Here is an 18,256-nt window from a genome sequence, read left to right as displayed (position 1 = left end):
CTGCCCGCAAGGGTGAAATCAAGAAAATGGAATGGGAACGATGGTCGATTTGTCGCTGAGAAACATCCGCAAGGCCTATGCCGATCTCGAAGTCCTGCACGGCATCGATCTCGACATAAAATCGGGCGAGTTCATCGTCTTCGTCGGCCCATCCGGCTGCGGTAAATCCACCCTGCTGCGCTCCATTGCCGGCCTCGAGAGCATCACCTCCGGCGACCTCGTCATCGCCGGCGAGCGGATGAATGCCGTCGCGCCCTCCAAGCGCGGCATCTCCATGGTGTTCCAGTCCTATGCGCTCTATCCGCACATGACCGTCTACGAGAACATGGCCTTCGGTCTGCGCATCGCCGGCACGCCGAAGGCCGAGATCGACACGCGCGTGCGCCGCGCCGCCGGGATCCTGCAACTCGACAAATATCTGCAAAGACAGCCGAAAGCGCTATCGGGCGGACAGCGGCAGCGCGTCGCGATCGGCCGCGCGATCGTGCGCAATCCGCGCGTCTTCCTCTTCGACGAGCCGCTGTCCAACCTCGACGCGGCGTTGCGCGTTGCAACGCGCATCGAGATCGCCAAGCTGAAGCAGAGCATGCCTGATGTGACGATGATCTATGTCACCCATGACCAGGTGGAGGCGATGACGCTTGCCGACCGCATCGTCGTCTTCAAGGACGGCTATGTGGAACAGGTGGGTACGCCGACCGAACTCTACAGGAAACCCGCAAACCTGTTCGTCGCCCAGTTCATCGGCTCGCCGGCCATGAACATCCTGAAGGGAAAGATCATCGACCGCTCGGGCGAGGTCGCGCGCTGCCAGCTCGACTGCGGTCTTCTCCTCGATATCGAGGAAGGGCAGGGGAGGCTTTCCAAGGGCGAAACGATCAGCATCGGCATTCGCCCGGAAAACACTCGGACCGCTGGGGAAGACGCATCCGATCCGGCCTTTTCGGGCACCATCGATCTGGTGGAGCATCTCGGTGACGTGCAGATTCTTTACGTGGACCTGCCTGGCCACAACGAAAAATTCCTAGTCAAAGCGGATGGCGAGAGCGCCTTGGCGCGCGGGCAAAGCATCCGCTTCACGGCGCGTTGTCAGGATATCCATATTTTCGACGCTGCCGGTGCTGTCGTCGCCTGCCGAATTCTGCCGCCAACTTGAGCGAAACGGCGGGGAGGGTGCCCCGCCGTTTGTTGGAATGGCTCAGGCCGCCATGGCCTTGCGGAGGTTTTCGTCGATCTTGTCGAGGAAGCCGGTGGTGGAGAGCCAGGGCTGGTCGGGGCCGATGAGGAGAGCAAGGTCCTTCGTCATGAAGCCGGATTCGACCGTGTCGACGCAGACCTTTTCCAGCGTGTCGGCGAAGCGCGCGAGCTCGGCATTATTGTCCAGCTTGGCGCGGTGCGCGAGGCCGCGGGTCCAGGCAAAGATCGAGGCGATCGAGTTGGTCGAGGTTTCCTCGCCTTTCTGGTGCTGGCGGTAGTGGCGCGTCACCGTGCCGTGCGCGGCTTCCGCTTCTACCGTCTGGCCATCCGGCGTCATCAGCACGGAGGTCATGAGGCCGAGCGAACCAAAACCCTGCGCCACGATGTCGGACTGTACGTCGCCGTCGTAGTTCTTGCAGGCCCAGACGTAGCCGCCGGACCACTTCAGCGCCGAGGCGACCATGTCATCGATCAGGCGGTGCTCGTACCAGATCTTCGCTTCCTTGAACTTGTCCGCGAATTCCTTGTCGAAGACCTCTTGGAAGATATCCTTGAAGCGGCCGTCATAGACCTTGAGGATGGTGTTCTTGGTCGAGAGATAGACCGGCACCTTGCGCTGCAGGCCGTAGTTCAGCGAGGCGCGGGCGAATTCGGTGATCGAATCGTCGAGATTGTACATGCCCATGGCGACGCCGGCGGACGGGGCGTCGAACACGTCGTACTCGATCTCCTTGCCGTCCTCGCCGACGAACTTCATCGTCAGCTTGCCCTTGCCGGGGAACTTGAAATCGGTGGCGCGGTACTGGTCGCCAAAAGCGTGGCGGCCGACGATGATCGGCTTGGTCCAGCCGGGCACGAGGCGGGGCACGTTCTTGCAGATGATCGGCTCGCGGAAGATGACGCCGCCGAGGATGTTGCGGATCGTGCCGTTCGGCGACTTCCACATCTTCTTCAGCTTGAATTCCTCGACGCGTCCCTCATCGGCCGTGATGGTGGCGCATTTCACGCCGACGCCGTGTTTGCGGATCGCATGCGCGGCATCGATCGTCACCTGGTCGTCCGTCGCATCGCGGTTTTCGATGCTGAGGTCGTAATAGTCCAGATCCACGTCGAGATACGGGTGGATCAGCTTGTCCTTGATGAACTGCCAGATGATGCGCGTCATCTCGTCGCCGTCGAGCTCGACGACCGGGTTGGCGACCTTGATCTTCGTCATTCCATGTTCTCCCTTGGGCCGCTTTTGCCGCCCCTCCTCGGATTTCGTTCAGCGCATGTCGCGCATATGGCCCTCGACACTGCGTAGGTGCCGACGCATTGCGTCCGCCGCGGCAGCGCCGTCGCGGTTGGCGATCGCCTCGACGATGCGCTCATGTTCCGCGAAGGAATGGTGGTCCGGCGGCGGGCGGACCGGCGTGTCGCGCAGCCGCCCCCAGGTGACGGCGCGGCGCACCGCATTCAGCGTGTCGAGCAGGCCGAGCAGCAGCGAATTCTGCGAGGATTCGCCGATCAGGCGGTGCAGGCGGTTGTCCCACTGCTCGTAGAGCCGCCAGGTCGGCGCCTGCTGCGCCTTCAGCATGCAGCTGCGCAACTCGGCGATCTGGCTCGACGTGGCGTTGAGCGCAGCGCAGCGCGCGACCTCCGGCTCGAAGGCGATGCGCGCGCCCATGACCTCCAGCGGATTGGTCCGCTGCACCATGGCATTGATGTCCGCGACGGTGTCGATCGGCCGCTCGCCGGTAAACGTGCCTTTGCCGACATGGCGCCAGACGACGCCCTCCGTCTGCAAGGTCGCCAGCGCCTTGCGCAGCGCGCTGCGCCCGACATCCAGCGATTCCGCGAGGTCGCGCTCCGGCGGCAGGCGTCCGCCCTCGGCGAGCTGCGCCGTTGCAAGGAAGTCTCTGAGCCGGGAAAGCACGGTGGCATCGGTGTTTTCAAGCATGGTATAGTCCGAACCAATTCAGGATTGGTTTGCTTATATTGAACATATTGGCTGCTGTCAACGCGCCGTTATCGAGACCTCAAGTCGGAAATTTTTATAGCGTAAAATCAATATATTAAATCAATTAGAGGCCAGAAGTAGCCTGCCGATCCCGCATCGCAGCATGTTTAATTGGTTGACACAATGCTCGTTTAATGAAGAATTGGTTTTATATTGGGTTGGGAGAACCCGATTTTGGGAGGAAGAAAAATGAACATGTTTGCCAGACGAATGAGGGCGTCCGCGGTCGCCGCCGTACTTTGCCTTTCTGCCGCAGTGCCCGGATTGGCCTTTGCCGATCCGATGCGTGTCGCCTTCGGCGATATCGCGACGGTCGAATCCCTCCATCTGCTTGCGGCGCTGGAACGCGCCAAGGAAAAGGGCGTCGACGTGCAGGTGACGTTCCTGAAGAGCGAGGATATCGCCGCGCAGGCCGTCGTCAGCGGCCAGGCCGATATCGGCATCGGCGGCCCCTATGCGCTGCTCCAGAAGGTGAAGGCGCCGATCCGCATCTTCCTGCAACTCTCCAAGCTCCAGTTCTACCCGGTGGTCAACACCGAGTTCTACAAGGAGTGGAAGGATCTCAACGGCCAGGAGATCGCCGTGCATTCGCGCGGTTCCGGCACCGAGGCGATCATGCAGCTGATGGCCGACAAGAACGGCATCGCCTATTCCAACATCTCCTACGTGCCGGGTGCCGAGGTGCGCACGGGCGCGCTGCTCCAGGGCAACGTCAAGGCGACGATCGTCGATTCCTCCGGCAAGCGCATCCTGGAAAAGGAAGCGCCGGGCAAGTTCGCCTTCCTGCCGCTGGGCGAGGTGGCGGCAACGGACGAAGCGCTCTTTGCCAATACCGATTATCTTTCGAAGAACACGAAGGACGTGGAAATCCTGGTCGAGGCGATCCTGACCACCTGGCGCGAGGTCGCGGCGGACCCGAAGGCGACCATTGCGCTGCGTGAAAAATACAAGCTGCTGCCCGATGCGACGCCCGAAATGGTCGCCGACATCGACCCGTATTTTGCTGAAGCCGCAGCCGCCCTGCCGCTCAACGGCGGCGGCGAGGATGCCGCGAAGGACGACTTCGACTTCTACACCGTCTCCGGCGCGCTGGAAGGCAAGGCCGCGGACCTGAAGGTCGAGGACTTCTGGGACCTCACGGCACTTAATGCGGTGCTTGCCAAAATCGGAACCAAATAATGCACATGGCCGCTACACCCCACAAGGTGAGCGCGACGGGAGGGGCCGGCAGCGGCTCCTCCACCATCGTCGAAACGCTCGCCGAATTCGCCCGGCGCCGGAAGTCCTTCTGGGTCGTGCTGTCGCTCGCAATTCTCTTCACCGCCTGGGAAATCGCCGGCCGCGTCCCGATCAGTTTCGCCTTTCCGACCTTCCTTGAAACCTTCGCTGCCCTGATCGAAATGGCGCTCGACGGCACCCTGCTGCCGGCCTATGCCATCACCTTCCAGCCGCTCCTCATCGGCGTCGCCGTCTCCGCGGTGCTCGGCATCGGGCTCGGCATCGCCATGGGCCTGTCCGACAAGGCGGAATGGCTGCTGGCGCCGGTCTTCATCGTGCTCCAGGCGGCACCGATGGCCGCGCTCGTGCCGCTCGTCACCTTCGTCTACGGCATCGGCCTCGTTGCCAAGACGCTTGCCGTCATCATGCTGGCGCTGCCGGTGATCGTGCTCAACTCCTACAAGGCGGTGCGCCACGTCAATCCGTCACTCGTCGACATGTGCCGCTCCTTCCAGGGCACGCGCCTGCAGCAGATCTTCAAGATCATCATTCCGGATGCAACGCCCGTGCTGTTTGCCGGCCTGCGCCTCGGCATCGCCGCCGGCTTCATCGGCGTCATGCTCGCCGAACTGCTGATCACGCCCACGGGCATCGGCGACCTCATCACCTACCACCGTTCGATCGCCAACTACGCCCACATGTACGCGGCCGTCGCCTCCATCATCGCCGTCTCGACGATCACGCTTGCCGTCCTGCAATATGTCGAGGTCCGCTTCCTGCGTCCCGAAAAGAGGAGAAAGTGACATGGCCAATCCCATGCCGGCCCGCGCGGCCGAACAATCCGGAACCGCCACGTCCGATGCCATCGTCGAGGTGCGCGACATCTGCAAGCGCTATGGCGATATCGAGGCGTTGCGCGGCATCAACCTCGAATTCGAACGCGGCAAGCTGACGACGCTGCTCGGCCCCTCCGGCTGCGGCAAGACCACGCTTCTGAAGATCATCGCCGGCCTCGTGCCCGCCACCTCCGGCCAGATCCGCATCAACGGCAAGGTCGTGACCGGCCCGGGCCCCGAGCGCGCCTTCGTTTTCCAGGATTTCGCGCTGATGCCCTGGGCGACGGTACTGCGCAATGTCAGCTTTGGCCTGGAACTGAAGGGCGTGCCGCAGGCGGAGCGCCACCGCATCGCCAAGCACTATATTAGCGAAGTGGGCCTCTCCGGCTTCGAGGAAAAGTACCCGCACGAGCTTTCGGGCGGCATGCGCCAGCGTGTCGGCATCGCGCGCGCCTTCTCGGTCAATGCCGACGTGCTGCTGCTTGACGAGCCCTTTTCCGCGGTCGACGAGCAGAACCGCCGGAAATTCCAGGAAGACCTGCTCCAGCTCGTCGAGAAGGAGCGCAAGACTTTCCTGTTCGTCACCCATTCGATCGAGGAAGCGGTCTACGTTTCCGACCGCATCGTGCTGCTGTCGCCGCGCCCCGGCCGCGTCTCCCAGATCATCGAACCCAATATCGACCGCTCTGCTGCTCCGGACGTCATCCGGCGCGACAAGGGCTATCTCGATGTGGTGGAGGAGATCTGGCAGGGCCTCCGGCAATATGCGGAGTAGGGCGCCATGAAACTCTTTGGCTTCAAGGTCCCCATGATGACGTCGCTCCTGTTCTGGGCGCTCGTCTGGGAAGTCGTCGGCCGGATGGATGTGATCTTCCTGATCCCGCCGATGAGTGCAATCGTTTCGGCCGGCTTCGAGCTCGTCGCGACGAATTCCTGGCAGAACGCCTCGCTGGTAACGCTGCGGTCCTTCGTCGTCGGCATGGCGCTGGCGATCGGGGTCGGCGTACCGCTCGGCATCGCCATGGGACGCTTCAAGATCGTCGACAACATCTTCGGCCTCTGGGTCAACATGTTCGTCAGCGCGCCACTCTCCGCCCTCGTGCCGGTGCTGATGATCCTCTTCGGCCTTGGCGAGACGACGGTCGTCGTGACCGTCTTCCTCTTCGCCGTCTGGATCATCGTGCTCGATGCACGGGCCGGTGTCATGCAGGTGCCGCCGTCGCTGATCGAAATGGGGCGCTGCTACGGCGCTTCGAGCATCACGATCTTCTCCAAGATCATCCTGCTCTCCGCCCTGCCGGAAATCCTCGCGGGCATCCGTATCGGCCTCATTCGCGGGGTGAAGGGCGTGGTGATCGGCCAGATCCTCGTGTCGATCATCGGCTATGGCGAACTCTTCGAGCTCTATTCCCGCTCCTTCGACATGGAACGGTTCTGGGCCCTGACAATCATCCTCTTCGCGGCAGCCATGCTGTTGTCCGCGGCCGTGGAACTCTTTGAAAAACGCATCGAATATTACGCAGGAGCGCGATAATGAACGACATGTCCTCCATCAATGCCGCTTACGTCTTCAAGCCGGCAGCCGTCCCCACGCTGCCTGTCGTCGACAGCCAGGCGCTCTTCCCGGTGCACCGCATCTACTGCGTCGGCCGCAACTTCGCCGACCATGCCATCGAGATGGGCCACGACCCGGACAAGGAGCCGCCGTTCTTCTTCCAGAAGAACCCTGATACGCTTGTCCTGCCCGGCACCGATTTCCCCTATCCGGCCGAGACGAAGGACGTGCACCACGAGGTCGAGCTCGTCGTGGCGCTGAAGAGCGGCGGCGACAACATCCCGCTCGATAAGGCGCTCGACTGCGTCTACGGCTATGCCGTCGGCCTCGACATGACCCGGCGCGACCTGCAAGGGGAGGCCAAGAAGCTCGGCCGCCCGTGGGAGACCGGCAAGGCCTTCGAAAGCTCCGCGCCCTGCGGCCCCGTCCATCCGGTCGAAAAGGTCGGCCACCCGACGGACGGCGCGATCTGGCTCAAGGTCAACGGCGAGACCCGCCAGGAGGGAGACCTCAACCAGATGATCTGGAAAGTGCCGGAAATGATCTCGTACCTCTCCCGCCTCTTCACCCTGCAGCCCGGCGACGTGATCTACGCAGGCACCCCCGCCGGCGTCGGCGCGATCGTCAAGGGCGACGTGATGGTCGCCCATGTGGACGGTGTCGACGAGGTCTCCTTCAAGGTTGGCTGAACACGAGGCGGCGCGCTCCGGCGCGCCGTCCTTTCTTATTTGGCCCGCAAAGCTTGGGCAGGGAAGATAGAAACTTCGGCGATTATTTTTCCCAAAGCCGCACTTCATTTTTGAACCAAACGGTGACGTTTATCGTCCAGCCTCTCCGACCATCGATCACCGAAAAACAGAGGATGTCGCAGCGGCCACATGCTCCACGCCCGACCATCGGTTCGTGATGGTATCAGTTCAAGGATACTTTGGGCTGTAGTCGGCGTAGACACCCCACTCCGGCAGGGCAGAGTAGGCGAGCGATCCGCGCACGAAGGAATTCTTGTCGAAGGTGCTTTGAGGATAGCTGATATGACGTGCGGAGCGGCCAACACCAGCCGCGTGAATCTGATTGTGTGCCAACCCGCTACGAATCCAGTTAGACAAACTCAAGACGACGTTCCGAACTTCCGCAGCAGGCCCGCCGCCGCCGAGAACAACACGATCAGCGTGCCATAACCGAGCGTCGTCGCCGTCAGGCCGAAAGCGCCGACGGCGATGCCGGCCAGCAGGGTGGGTAGGCCGAAGGCAAGGTAACTCAATGTGAACAGGGCGGCGAAGAGTTCGCCGCGCTCGTCTGGTCGAACGGTCGGGACGATGGACCGCAACACGCCGTAGAAGCATGTCCCGAAGCCGGTCCCGGCAATGACGAGGGCGGCGAGATAGGCCGGCAGGGACTGCCAGGCGATCGCAGCGAGTGTCAATGCCGTTCCGATCGAGAGCGCTGTGGTTCCGTAAAGCGTCACCTGCCGCGAGGAATGGCCACGCGCGATATAACAGGCGGCGGCGCCGGCAGCACAGAGCAGCACGATGACGCTCGCTTGCGTCAGATGATGCTCGGCGCCGAAGACGTGCCGGATGATCGGCGCACCGAGTGCAAGATAGAGCCCGCCGGTCGCCCAGCCTGCAATAACGGCCGGTGCGCTCCGCCAGAAGGCTTTGGCAGCCGTAGCCGGTACGCCGATCCGCGGCCGAAGCGAGGCCCAGACACCCCCATGCCGCGGCGCGGTCTCGGGGATGGACCAGATCACGGCGGCAAACAGCACATAGGCGGCGACGAGGGTGCCGAACACATCCGCTTCCGCCATCTCGGTGACGTCCATCAAAATGCCCGCCGCGAGAGCCCCTATGGCAAGCCCACCCAGTGGAATAACCGAGTTCCACACCGAGGCGCTTCCCGGCCTGTCCTGCGGCTCGAAATCGACCACCGCCGCAGAGAGCGCCGACAGCAGCATCCCGGCCGCGATGCCCTGCAGCACCCGCGCCACCATCAAACCGGCCACGTCGCCCGCCTGCCAGAACAGCAGCAGGCTCAGCGCCATCAGCGCAAAGCCCCCGGATATGACCGGCCGCCGGCCGACATGATCAGACAGCGATCCCGTAACAAGCAAGGATGCGAGCAGCGCAACGGTATAGACGGCGAAGATGCCGGTCAGCATCGCCGCCGAAAAGCCGATCTCCTGCTGAAGCACGGGATAGAAGGGCGAGGGCGCGCTGGCGCCGGCCATCATGACGGCCATTCCGGCAAGGGTAATGCGAAAGCCCGTGAGGCTGCGCAGCGGCATGGATTGCGTCATATCCGTCAAGGTGCACCTGATAGTTCGAATAATTTCGAACAATTCTCTACTATCATTTTCACGACGGTTCAACTAAATTCGAACCATGGCGTCCGATACCGACCTTCACCATCCCGCCCGCCACGATCTGCGGCTGACCGACGTGCTCTTCGCCTTGAGCGATCCGGAGCGCCTGGCCATCGTACGCCAGCTTTCCGATGGACCGCTTGAAATGGCGCAATGCTATCTCTCCGACCCTTCGATGCCCAAATCGACCAAGTCGCATTTGATGAAGGTTCTGCGCGAGGCGGGTGTCATCCGCAACGAGCCCCTGGGCCGCGGCCGCCGACTCAGCATCCGCCACGACGACCTAGAGGCGCGGTTCCCGGGATTGATCGGTTCAGTGCTCGGCGCTTCCGTCGATGCTTAGCGGAGGTATGGCCTGATGGGCGCTGAGGGGACTCAGGGCGGATTTCCGACCAATTGCTCCGAATGCGGGTCACATCGTTCTGTATTTGGAATGGCAGTCGAAATATAGAACAATATTCGATTTTCTATTTGACATGCCGGACGGTTGTTCCTCTTATTGTTTGTATCGGTACAGAAACCCAAGGGGTGGAGGCCGATGAAGTAGAGGGAGGAACTGGCTTTGATACTCAACGAAGCAGTCGTTCGTGCAATCGACATCATCAGCCTGATCGCCGCTTCAAGCAGGCCGCTGACCCTCTCCGAGATATGCAAGAAGACCGGAATTCCGAAGACGAGCGCTTTCGGTATCGTCAACACGTTGGTGCACAAAAGGGCGCTCGAAATTGCCGACGATCAGGTGAAATCCTTTCGCATCGGATTGGGGATCCTCGAAACCACACTGGCCGCGCTTTCGGAATCGGATCTCCTGAAGGCGGCGCGGCCGACACTGGAAGAACTGAACGGACTCATCGGGGAGACGATCCTTTTCGCGGTCGAAGACAACGGCCAGATGGTCTTCCTCGACATGTTGCAGGGTGAGGCCTATCTGCGCGCCATCGTAAAGCTTGGTACACGCGTCGAGATGCATTGCTCGGCAATCGGCAAGGCCGTTCTGGCAGCGATGCCCGAGATTGAACTTCTGACGTTCCTCAACGACTCGCCCCTGATGAAGAAAACCACGCACACGATCACCAGCCGCGCGGAACTTATGAAGGATTTGCAGGCGACGCGTCAGCGGAAGTTTTCTCTGGACGACGAAGAGAATGTTGAAGACGTGCGTTGCGTCGGTGCCCCGATCTACTCGCGATCCCGCAAAGTGATTGCCGGCGTCAGCATCACGACTCATGCTTCCCGGGTGGACCGGGACAAACTCGAATACTACGGGGCGCTGATCCACAATGCCGCGCTGAAGATTTCGCGGCGCATGGGATTTAGCGAAACGGACCTCTACTGGAATGAACTGGCATCCACCGGCTGACCATCGTTCGACCGATGGTTTTCTGAGGACGACCGGGCCGTCGCTGAACGGCGGCCCGAAGCCGAACTGAGTCTTCTTTTCAGGAAGATCGGACGAGCCTGCGCCCACCGGCGCCGGAAAGCCCACCTGTGTGTAAAAATGGAGGAAAAACAATGGGTTTGAAAACCACCCGCGAGATCGCTGACTACGTGCACGACTTCAAGTATGAGCAGTTGCCGTCGGATCTCGTCTCACATGTCAAGGACATCGTCAGCGGCTATATGTCGTCCACGCTGGCGGGTTCGATCCTGCCGATCGGGCGGGTCGCGACGGCCTATGCCAGGCAGCAGGCCAGCAGCCAGCAGGCCGGCGTGTTTGGCGGCGGATTCAAGACGACGCTCGAAGCAGCGGCGGCGGCGAACGCTACCATGGCGCATGCGACCGAACTCGAGGATGTCGCCTTTCCAGAGGGGCTTTATACGCTCACCGTTCTTGCACCGGTCTTTGCCATCGCAGAGCATCAGCGGATGACGGGCTGCGAGGCCATCGAGGCGTTCGTTCTCGGATATGAAGTTGCGGGAAAGCTCGGAGTGGCTTGTGCCGACGCCGGAGCGAAGGGCTGGATGCTGTCCGCCGTCTTCGCATCTGTCGGCAATGCCGCGGCGGCCGCCAGGCTCTTCAAGCTCGACCGTGAGCAGACACTCAATGCCATCAGCATTGGTGCTTCGCAGGGCACGGGCCTGGTCAAGCAGGCCGGCATGGGCGCCCACACATTCGAGGCAGGGTTCGCCGCTCGCAACGGCATTTGCGCTGCCACGCTCGCCAAGCTGGGCCTGGACGGTGCACCCGGTATTCTCGAAGGCGTCGGCGGAATGGCGGACCTCATCGGCGGGATGGCGGATTTCGAGCTGGTCGAAGGATTTCGGACAGCGGAGATCGGTATTCGCAAATATCCATGCTGCGGGCTGCTCCAGCGGACGATCGACGGTATGTCCGACCTTATCGCGGCAGAGAAGCTGACGATCGATGCGGTGGAAAGCATCGAGGTCGAAGTAAACCACACCTTTGCGATGTACATGAAGTACGCCGATCCCCGCACAGCCGCCCAGACGCGCTTCAGCATCGAGCATGCCATGGCCGCCTGCTTCATCGAGCAACCGGTCTTCCTGGTATCCTTCACCGACGAGGCGGCTCATGATCCACGCTACGCCGCAATCCGCCGGAAGGTGACAATGAAGGTTCACCCCGAATGGGAACGCGGTTACTTCCCGCAGCCCGCCATTATCACGGTCACAAAGAAGGACGGAACGGTTCTGAAACGCGAGTGCGTCTTCGCCCGCGGAGATGCGGGCCATCCCGCTTCCCGCGAAGACATCGGCGGCAAGTACCAGGGTGCGATAGATTTCGTCGGTGTCCTCTCGCAGGAGCAGGCCGACAAGGCCTCGCGCATCATCGAAAAGCTCGACGACATTGAGGATGTCTCGGAGCTGACGACGATCTTTGCCTTCCCTGACCAGCTCAAGGCATCGGAACGCAAGGTCGCGTGAGGATGAATGGTCGGCGGGCGCCGCTGGCGTCCGCCGATGTTCGAAAGGTGGGAATGATGAGGGGAGGCATCGCATGAAAATCACCAATGTCGAAGCGCTTCTATGCGATGGTGGCTGGTGGCCCTGGATATTCATCAAGGTCCAGACCGACGAGGGGATTGTCGGCTATGGCGAATGCAGCGACAATCGCGTCAATCCCTACGGAATCCTTGGCTGTGTCGAAGACCTGAAGCCGCTGCTCGTGGGCTCGGACCCTTCCGCGGTCGAAGCCCTGTACTGGCAAATGTTCCGGCTGACGCGCCCCAACCTCGGGGGCGTGGTACAGAAGGCGATCGCTGGCATCGAGATCGCGCTCTGGGACATCAAGGCGAAGGCGCTCGGCGTGACGGTCAGCGAACTGTTCGGCGGGCCGATCCGGGACAGAATCCGGGTATACTGGAGCCATTGCGGCACCTATCGCGCGCTCTATCCCGACATGGTTGGTTCGATGCCGATCCGCTCGCTCGGCGATATCGCCGAACTCGGCGCGGAGGTTGCGGAGCGCGGCTATACCGCACTAAAGACCAACATGGTGGTGCCGGGGGAGCCTGCGTCGACGATCTGGAGCGCCGACGGAAACGTCACGGTCGAAACCTGCCGGTCGATCGAGAAGCTGCTCGGGACGTTCCGCGATGCCGTCGGCGATACGGTCGACATTGCCCTCGACCTCAACTTCAATTTCCGGGCGGACGGAAACATTCGCATCGCCCGCCTCGTCGAACAGTTCGATCTGATGTGGCTGGAGCTCGATTGCTACGATCCCGTAGCACTTCTGCAGGTGAAGAACGCCGCACGCACACCCATCTGCTCGGGCGAAAGCCTCTATACGATGCGGCAATACAAGCCTTTCCTGGATGCCCACGCGGTGGACGTTGCGATGGTTGACGTAGCTTGGAACGGCCTGTCCGAATCAAGGCGCATCGCTGCGCTCGCCGATATCTGCGAAACGCCGGTCGCCCCGCACAATTATTACAGCCATCTATCGACGCTGCTGAGCGCGCATTTCTGCGCCGCCGTGCCGAACCTCAAGATCCTTGAGGTCGATGTCGACAGCGTTCCGTGGCGCGATGACCTTTTGACCGAACCGCTCGAGATCAAGGACGGCTATCTGACGCTGCCGAAGAAGCCAGGCCTAGGGGCCGACCTCAACGAGGCCGAAGTACGCAAGCGCCCTTGGGTGCCCAAGGCAGATCCCCTCAAACTTCGACGCGTGCGCGGCGCCTGATCGCGGCCGGAAAGAGAACCATGAACGACACCCGCCATATTCGACATCAGGAACCGATCGGCCGGCAGGATGAACGGATTTTCGATCCTGCACGGCTCTATCACGTCGGCATCTGTGTGAAGGACATTGCCGCGACGGTCCAGTTTTACAGCGACGCCTTCGGCATCGGTCCGTTCACCTATCGAGATGTCAACTTCACGAACGCTACCTACTACGGAGAGGTCGCGGGCTACAGCGGCAAACGCGCCTTTGCCCAGCTCGGCCCGATGACGCTGGAACTCATCGAGCTTGGCGAAGGGCCGACGATCCAGAAGGATTTCATGGAACAGCACGGCGAGGGCCTGCACCATCTCGGGTTCGAGGTCGACGACCTTGCCACGGCGATGGACGAGGCCAGCCGCAAGGGATTGACGATCACGCAGAGCTTCACACGTCCAGACGGGACCGGATTCGCCTATGTCGATTCCGACCGGGTGGGAGGCACGATTTTTGAAGTCGTCGAGAAGGTACGGCCGTGATGCACGGCGACTTTGCGGCAGCAACGCGAACGGAAGACAGGACATGACCATCGCCGAAAGACATATAGAGGCCTCGACAACGTCGGGAGCGGAGTTGATCGCCTCGACGCTGAAAGGCTATGGCGTTACCCACGTTTTCTTCATGGAGTCGGTCCTGCGTCAAACGCTGATAAGGCTGGAAGAGCTGGGCGTGAAACGCGTGCTGGCCCATAGCGAGGCCGCCGCCGTTTACATGGCGGATGGCTATGCGCGCATAGCCCGGCGACCTGGTGTCTGCCTGGCCCAGTCGGTGGGTGCCGCGAACCTTGCCGCTGCCTGCCAGGACCCGTTTCTCGGAAAATCGCCTGTGCTTGCACTCACGGGCAAGAAGGCGCCGCATGCACAACACCGCAACGCCTATCAGGAGATCGACCACCGATCGATGTTCGAGGCGGTCACGAAATTCAACGCGGCCGTCGAGACGTTCGAGCAGTTGCCGCGCCTTCTGCGGCAGGCGCTCCGTGAGGCGATGTCCGGTTCGCCCGGACCGGCGCACCTCGATATTGCCGGCGGTTTTGCGGGGGAACTGATTGAAACGGCGACGGGCGTCTCGAACGTCATCGTCGATGCGCCTTTTACCAGCTATCCCACGCATCGTCCCGGCGCCGACGTGGACAGCATCGCGCGGGCGGCACGCCTCGTGACAGCGGCGAAGCGCCCCGTCATTCTTGCAGGAGGAGGCGCGCGCCTCTCCGATGCGGGCGCCGCGATCCGGCGCCTCGCCGAGCAGCATGCCATCCCGGTCGTAACGTCTCTGAATGCCAAGGATATCATTCGGGGTGATCATCCATTCTCGGTGGGCGTCATCGGAACCTATTCGCGATGGACCGCCAATCGCACCGTCCACGAGGCTGATCTCGTCATCCTCGTCGGCACGCAGACGAGCGATCAGGTCACTGCAAACTGGACAATCCCCGCTGTGGGCACGCCCGTCATCCAGATCGACATCGATCCGCGTGAACTGGGGCGGAACTATCCCAACACGGTTTCTATCTGCGGTGATGCGAGGACGTCGATTGAGCAGTTGACCGAGGCTTTGCAGGAGCCGGTGCAGCGACAGGCGTGGACCGAACGCTGGCGTGCGCTCAACACGGAGTGGGACGAGGCGTATGACGGCCCTTGCACGAGCGACGCTATGCCGATCAAGCCCGAGCGTCTCTGCCGTGAGATCACTGAAGCACTGCCGGAAAACGGCATCCTTGTTTCCGATACCGGTTATGCCGGGATCTGGACCGGGGCGCTTGTCGATCTGAAATATGAGCGCCAGGATTATATCCGCGCCGCCGGCTCGCTCGGCTGGGGCTTTCCTGCGTCTCTCGGAGCAAAATGCGCGGCGCCCGACCGGCCTGTCGTGTGTTTTACGGGCGATGGCGGCTTCTGGTACCACATGAGCGAGCTTGAGACGGCGCGCCGCTGCGGCATCAACACGGTGACCGTGATCAACAACAACAGCGGTTTTGGACAATGCATCGATGCGATCCATCGAAACTATGGCAGTCGGCCGGGACACCCGACCGATCTCTATGAATTCAGGAACACGGACTTCGCACGGATCGCCGAGAATCTCGGATGCATCGGCATGCGCGTCACTGATCCTTCGGACTTGCAGGAATGCTTGTCGCAGGCGTTCGCAGCCGAGCGGCCCGTGGTGATCGACGTGGTGACGGATCAGGCCGCGCGGGCGCCCGCACCGTGGTTTCCAGCAAATTGAGCGTGCCTGGGGAGGGACCGAAATGACGAATTACGAGAATCCGGCGGTTGTCATTGTCGGTGCCGGCGCAATGGGATGCCTGTTTGGCGGGCTTCTGGCGGAGGGCGGTCTGAATGTCACACTGGTTGATGTCTGGCAGGACCATGTCGATCGCATAAACCGTGACGGCCTGAAGGTCGTCGGGTTCGGGGGCGATCGCCATATTAGGATGCGTGCCGTGCCGAACGGTGCCGAAGTCCAGTGTGCAGATGTCGTCTTCTTCCAGTGCAAGGCGACCGCCAACAAGGCAGCGGCGGGCAGCGTCCGACACCTCTTTTCGGGCGGAGAGACCGTCGGCATCAGTTTCCAGAATGGTATGGGCAGTGAAGACGAGATTGGCGGCATCGTCGGTCCCCAACAGATGCTGATGGGACTGACCGCCCAATCGGCGATGCTGGAGGAACCCGGTGTCGTCCGTGGTTTTGCAGATCTGCCGAGCTATATCGGAGAACTTCAGGGTGGAGCCTCGGAGCGCGCGACCCGGGTTGCATCCGTGTTGACGCGACCCGGCCTCAAGATCGTCGCGAGCGAGGATATCCTGCGCGAAAAATGGTCCAAGCTGCTCGTCAACATCGCCTTCGCGGGCACAAGCGGCACCACCGGGCTGACACTCGGTGAGGTGATCGAGCACGCCGAACTCCGCGCCGTCGCAGAGGCAGCGATGGAGGAAGCGGCGATGGTCGCAGCGGCAAAGGGCGTTGTGCTGGATCCAGCGGCTCGCACGAAAACGTTCGACCAAATCCTGTCGGGTGCGGCACGAAACAACAAGGCCAGTGTCCTGGCTGACCTAACCGCGGGTCGCCTAACAGAAGTGGATTACATTTACGGCACCGTGATCCGCTATGCCAGTGAACTCGGCATCGCCGTGCCAACCATGAGGGCGCTTGCTGCGTTGATCAAGGGCCGCGAGGCAGCGGCAAAGCGCCCCGTCTAGGCAGGAAAATACGCATATCGAGATTATCAGAGACCCATGGTGGGGAGTGACCGTGGTGATCGAGTGCATTTGCGTCGCGAGACCGGCTCGAAGCAAATGTTGGGCTTACTGGTTTTTGGAGGAACACCGATGACTACGCTTGTGGAGAGGACCACTATCAACAAGGTCGCCTGGCGACTGATGCCCTTTCTGTTCATTTGCTACTTCTTCAACGTGATCGACCGCGTCAATGTCGGCTTCGCGGCGCTGACGATGAATGCGGACCTGAAGTTCACCGCAACCGCTTTCGGGACGGGCGCGAGCATATTCTTCGTCTCCTACGTGCTGGCCGAAGTGCCATCCAATGTCCTGATGCACCGCTTTGGTGCCCGGATCTGGATCGCTCGTATCATGATCACCTGGGGCATCCTGTCTGGTGCGCAGGCGTTCGTCTGGGACGAATTTACTTTCTATTCTGTGCGGTTCGCCCTAGGCCTTGCCGAGGCCGGTTTCTTCCCAGGCATGATCTATTATCTCGCGCAGTGGTATCCGGCACAGTACCGTTCGCGGACCTTCGCGCAGCTCATGGCTGTCAGTCCGTTCAGCAGCGTGGTCGGCGCTCCGGTCTCCGCCTGGTTGCTTGGCTTTACGGCATTCGGCTTCGCCGGCTGGCAGCTCATGTTCATCATCGAGGCAGTCCCCTCCGTCATTCTCGGCGTCATTTGCCTCATCTTCCTGACCAATCGTCCCGAGGATGCGCACTGGCTGACCCGAGAGGAGAAGACGTGGCTGACGCAGACGCTGAAGGCCGAGGAAGAGGCCAAGCAGAAGGTCCGCAATTTCACCTTCTGGCAGGCCTTGCTCAATCGGAAGGTCCTCATGCTTGCCGTTCTGGAATTCGGCCTTGTCATGGCAAATTGGGGCATGAGCTTCTGGCTTCCGCAGATCGTCAAAGGATTCGGCGGCCTGAGCAATATCCAGGTCGGCTTCATCAGTGCCATTCCATTTCTCGGAGCCCTGGTCGGCATGCAACTCTGGGCACGCAGTTCGGATCGCACATTGGAGCGCCGCTTCCATCTCGCATTCGCCTGTCTGGTTGCCGCGCTGGGTATTGCTGCCGGAGCGCTTATCGCCAGCCCTGTGCTCAAGATCATCGCCCTGTCGATCGGCATCATGGGCTTTTGGTCAGCTCTCTCGGTCTTCTGGACGGTACCGACCGCTTTCCTGGGTGGTTTGGCGGGTGCCGGCGCAATCGCGCTCATCAACTCGCTTGCGCAGTTCGGCGGAATCATATCGCCGTGGCTGATGGGCTATTCGAAGGATGCGACGGGCGACTTCACCGTCGGCCTTTTGGTGATCGCCGGGTTCTGCATGGTCTCTGTCATTCTTTCGCTCTTTGTCACCAATGATGAGCGCGATCAGAAGGCGGGCAAGCTTGTTGCCGTGCCCGCTGGAGAATGACATCCGGGTGAGGAAGCCCTGAACTTGCGAACCGCACCCGGGAAACCGTGTGCGGTGTCGCCGCAGATAAAGCCGGCGGCACCCTGCGTTTCAGGGATTGACCCATCGCCAATCAGAAACCGTACCTGCCTCATCACAGGCGATAGCAGCCCTTCAGGGTTTTAGCCGCTCCCTCAGGCTCCCTGTCAATGTCTACAGCGCGGCGCGCTTGTCGTATCGCGCAAGGCGAGACAACAGATAATCCACCTCCGCCTTGGC

General features: G+C 61.4%; 17 protein-coding genes. 14 read left to right on the top strand and 3 right to left on the bottom strand.

Going from position 1 to position 18,256, the window contains the following annotated elements; all coding sequences use genetic code 11:
- Positions 1 to 40 precede the first annotated feature (40 nt).
- Positions 41 to 1,156, top strand: a complete 1,116-nt coding sequence (locus tag J2Y63_RS07540; RefSeq protein ID WP_435266065.1) for an ABC transporter ATP-binding protein — start codon at positions 41 to 43, stop codon at positions 1,154 to 1,156.
- A gap of 42 nt (positions 1,157 to 1,198) precedes the next feature.
- On the opposite strand, the gene J2Y63_RS07535 is transcribed toward J2Y63_RS07540, so the two are convergent.
- Together J2Y63_RS07535 and J2Y63_RS07530 are read right to left on the bottom strand one after the other, a co-directional pair.
- On the bottom strand, positions 1,199 to 2,413 hold the full coding sequence (locus J2Y63_RS07535) for an NADP-dependent isocitrate dehydrogenase (protein ID WP_435265540.1): 1,215 nt from the start codon (positions 2,411 to 2,413) through the stop codon (positions 1,199 to 1,201).
- A 48-nt stretch (positions 2,414 to 2,461) separates the two neighbouring features.
- Entirely contained in the window at positions 2,462 to 3,136 is a 675-nt protein-coding gene (locus J2Y63_RS07530; protein WP_435265539.1) for a FadR/GntR family transcriptional regulator, read from the bottom strand.
- A gap of 255 nt (positions 3,137 to 3,391) precedes the next feature.
- On the opposite strand from J2Y63_RS07530, the gene J2Y63_RS07525 reads away from it, so the two are divergent.
- Genes J2Y63_RS07525 through J2Y63_RS07505 form a run of 5 tightly spaced genes read left to right on the top strand, consistent with a single transcriptional unit; the run spans position 3,392 to position 7,494 of the window.
- Positions 3,392 to 4,375, top strand: coding sequence for an ABC transporter substrate-binding protein (locus J2Y63_RS07525; RefSeq protein ID WP_435265538.1), 984 nt, complete (start codon positions 3,392 to 3,394; stop codon positions 4,373 to 4,375).
- Entirely contained in the window at positions 4,375 to 5,217 is an 843-nt protein-coding gene (locus tag J2Y63_RS07520) for an ABC transporter permease (RefSeq protein WP_435265537.1), read from the top strand. Before J2Y63_RS07525 ends, J2Y63_RS07520 begins: the two co-directional genes overlap by 1 nt.
- Position 5,218: 1 nt before the next feature.
- Positions 5,219 to 6,025, top strand: coding sequence for an ABC transporter ATP-binding protein (locus J2Y63_RS07515; protein WP_256116721.1), 807 nt, complete (start codon positions 5,219 to 5,221; stop codon positions 6,023 to 6,025).
- A gap of 6 nt (positions 6,026 to 6,031) precedes the next feature.
- A complete protein-coding gene (locus tag J2Y63_RS07510) occupies positions 6,032 to 6,784 on the top strand; it encodes an ABC transporter permease (RefSeq protein WP_256116722.1) in 753 nt (250 codons plus the stop codon).
- On the top strand, positions 6,784 to 7,494 hold the full coding sequence (locus J2Y63_RS07505; RefSeq protein ID WP_435265536.1) for a fumarylacetoacetate hydrolase family protein: 711 nt from the start codon (positions 6,784 to 6,786) through the stop codon (positions 7,492 to 7,494). Before J2Y63_RS07510 ends, J2Y63_RS07505 begins: the two co-directional genes overlap by 1 nt.
- Positions 7,495 to 7,913: 419 nt before the next feature.
- Here the strand turns inward: J2Y63_RS07505 and J2Y63_RS07500 are convergent, their stop codons facing one another.
- Positions 7,914 to 9,101 (bottom strand): MFS transporter, encoded by a 1,188-nt coding sequence (locus tag J2Y63_RS07500; protein ID WP_435265535.1) that lies wholly within the window; start codon positions 9,099 to 9,101, stop codon positions 7,914 to 7,916.
- 85 nt (positions 9,102 to 9,186) lie between these two features.
- Here J2Y63_RS07500 and J2Y63_RS07495 point away from each other — a divergent pair, with 85 nt between their 5' ends.
- From J2Y63_RS07495 to J2Y63_RS07460, 8 genes are all read left to right on the top strand, one after another.
- Positions 9,187 to 9,510, top strand: coding sequence for an ArsR/SmtB family transcription factor (locus tag J2Y63_RS07495; protein ID WP_256116725.1), 324 nt, complete (start codon positions 9,187 to 9,189; stop codon positions 9,508 to 9,510).
- 219 nt (positions 9,511 to 9,729) lie between these two features.
- The gene (locus J2Y63_RS07490) at positions 9,730 to 10,527 is read left to right on the top strand and encodes an IclR family transcriptional regulator (RefSeq protein ID WP_256116726.1); all 798 of its coding nucleotides are present in this window, start codon (positions 9,730 to 9,732) and stop codon (positions 10,525 to 10,527) included.
- A gap of 152 nt (positions 10,528 to 10,679) precedes the next feature.
- Positions 10,680 to 12,053: an MmgE/PrpD family protein gene (locus J2Y63_RS07485; RefSeq protein WP_435265534.1), complete on the top strand. Its 1,374-nt coding sequence runs from the start codon at positions 10,680 to 10,682 to the stop codon at positions 12,051 to 12,053.
- A gap of 73 nt (positions 12,054 to 12,126) precedes the next feature.
- A complete protein-coding gene (locus J2Y63_RS07480; RefSeq protein ID WP_435265533.1) occupies positions 12,127 to 13,317 on the top strand; it encodes a mandelate racemase/muconate lactonizing enzyme family protein in 1,191 nt (396 codons plus the stop codon).
- A gap of 20 nt (positions 13,318 to 13,337) precedes the next feature.
- Positions 13,338 to 13,835 carry a VOC family protein gene (locus tag J2Y63_RS07475; protein ID WP_435265532.1) on the top strand — a complete coding sequence of 166 codons (498 nt, stop codon included), beginning with the start codon at positions 13,338 to 13,340 and terminating at the stop codon, positions 13,833 to 13,835.
- Positions 13,836 to 13,878: 43 nt separating this feature from the next.
- Positions 13,879 to 15,585 (top strand): thiamine pyrophosphate-binding protein, encoded by a 1,707-nt coding sequence (locus J2Y63_RS07470; protein ID WP_435265531.1) that lies wholly within the window; start codon positions 13,879 to 13,881, stop codon positions 15,583 to 15,585.
- A 22-nt stretch (positions 15,586 to 15,607) separates the two neighbouring features.
- Positions 15,608 to 16,558 carry a ketopantoate reductase family protein gene (locus J2Y63_RS07465; RefSeq protein WP_435265530.1) on the top strand — a complete coding sequence of 317 codons (951 nt, stop codon included), beginning with the start codon at positions 15,608 to 15,610 and terminating at the stop codon, positions 16,556 to 16,558.
- A 129-nt stretch (positions 16,559 to 16,687) separates the two neighbouring features.
- Complete coding sequence (locus J2Y63_RS07460) at positions 16,688 to 17,998, top strand: MFS transporter (protein ID WP_435265529.1); 1,311 nt, start codon at positions 16,688 to 16,690, stop codon at positions 17,996 to 17,998.
- Positions 17,999 to 18,256: the final 258 nt, after the last annotated feature.

The sequence above is a fragment of the Shinella sp. BE166 genome, from assembly GCF_051201095.1.
Classification (GTDB): domain Bacteria; phylum Pseudomonadota; class Alphaproteobacteria; order Rhizobiales; family Rhizobiaceae; genus Shinella; species Shinella lacus.
Note: the sequence above shows the minus strand (reverse complement) of the source record. Positions and strands in the feature narration are given on the sequence as shown.

Excerpts from the sequence above, each read along its gene's own strand:
- J2Y63_RS07510 (WP_256116722.1), top strand. The coding sequence starts at position 6,032 with ATGAAACTCTTTGGCTTCAAGGTCCCCATGATGACGTCGCTCCTGTTC.
- J2Y63_RS07525 (WP_435265538.1), top strand. The coding sequence starts at position 3,392 with ATGTTTGCCAGACGAATGAGGGCGTCCGCGGTCGCCGCCGTACTTTGC.
- J2Y63_RS07505 (WP_435265536.1), top strand. The coding sequence starts at position 6,784 with ATGAACGACATGTCCTCCATCAATGCCGCTTACGTCTTCAAGCCGGCA.
- J2Y63_RS07460 (WP_435265529.1), top strand. The coding sequence starts at position 16,688 with ATGACTACGCTTGTGGAGAGGACCACTATCAACAAGGTCGCCTGGCGA.
- J2Y63_RS07475 (WP_435265532.1), top strand. The coding sequence starts at position 13,338 with ATGAACGACACCCGCCATATTCGACATCAGGAACCGATCGGCCGGCAG.
- J2Y63_RS07535 (WP_435265540.1), bottom strand. The coding sequence starts at position 2,413 with ATGACGAAGATCAAGGTCGCCAACCCGGTCGTCGAGCTCGACGGCGAC.
- J2Y63_RS07485 (WP_435265534.1), top strand. The coding sequence starts at position 10,680 with ATGGGTTTGAAAACCACCCGCGAGATCGCTGACTACGTGCACGACTTC.
- J2Y63_RS07495 (WP_256116725.1), top strand. The coding sequence starts at position 9,187 with ATGGCGTCCGATACCGACCTTCACCATCCCGCCCGCCACGATCTGCGG.
- J2Y63_RS07465 (WP_435265530.1), top strand. The coding sequence starts at position 15,608 with ATGACGAATTACGAGAATCCGGCGGTTGTCATTGTCGGTGCCGGCGCA.
- J2Y63_RS07515 (WP_256116721.1), top strand. The coding sequence starts at position 5,219 with ATGGCCAATCCCATGCCGGCCCGCGCGGCCGAACAATCCGGAACCGCC.
- J2Y63_RS07540 (WP_435266065.1), top strand. The coding sequence starts at position 41 with ATGGTCGATTTGTCGCTGAGAAACATCCGCAAGGCCTATGCCGATCTC.
- J2Y63_RS07500 (WP_435265535.1), bottom strand. The coding sequence starts at position 9,101 with ATGACGCAATCCATGCCGCTGCGCAGCCTCACGGGCTTTCGCATTACC.
- J2Y63_RS07480 (WP_435265533.1), top strand. The coding sequence starts at position 12,127 with ATGAAAATCACCAATGTCGAAGCGCTTCTATGCGATGGTGGCTGGTGG.
- J2Y63_RS07530 (WP_435265539.1), bottom strand. The coding sequence starts at position 3,136 with ATGCTTGAAAACACCGATGCCACCGTGCTTTCCCGGCTCAGAGACTTC.
- J2Y63_RS07470 (WP_435265531.1), top strand. The coding sequence starts at position 13,879 with ATGACCATCGCCGAAAGACATATAGAGGCCTCGACAACGTCGGGAGCG.
- J2Y63_RS07520 (WP_435265537.1), top strand. The coding sequence starts at position 4,375 with ATGCACATGGCCGCTACACCCCACAAGGTGAGCGCGACGGGAGGGGCC.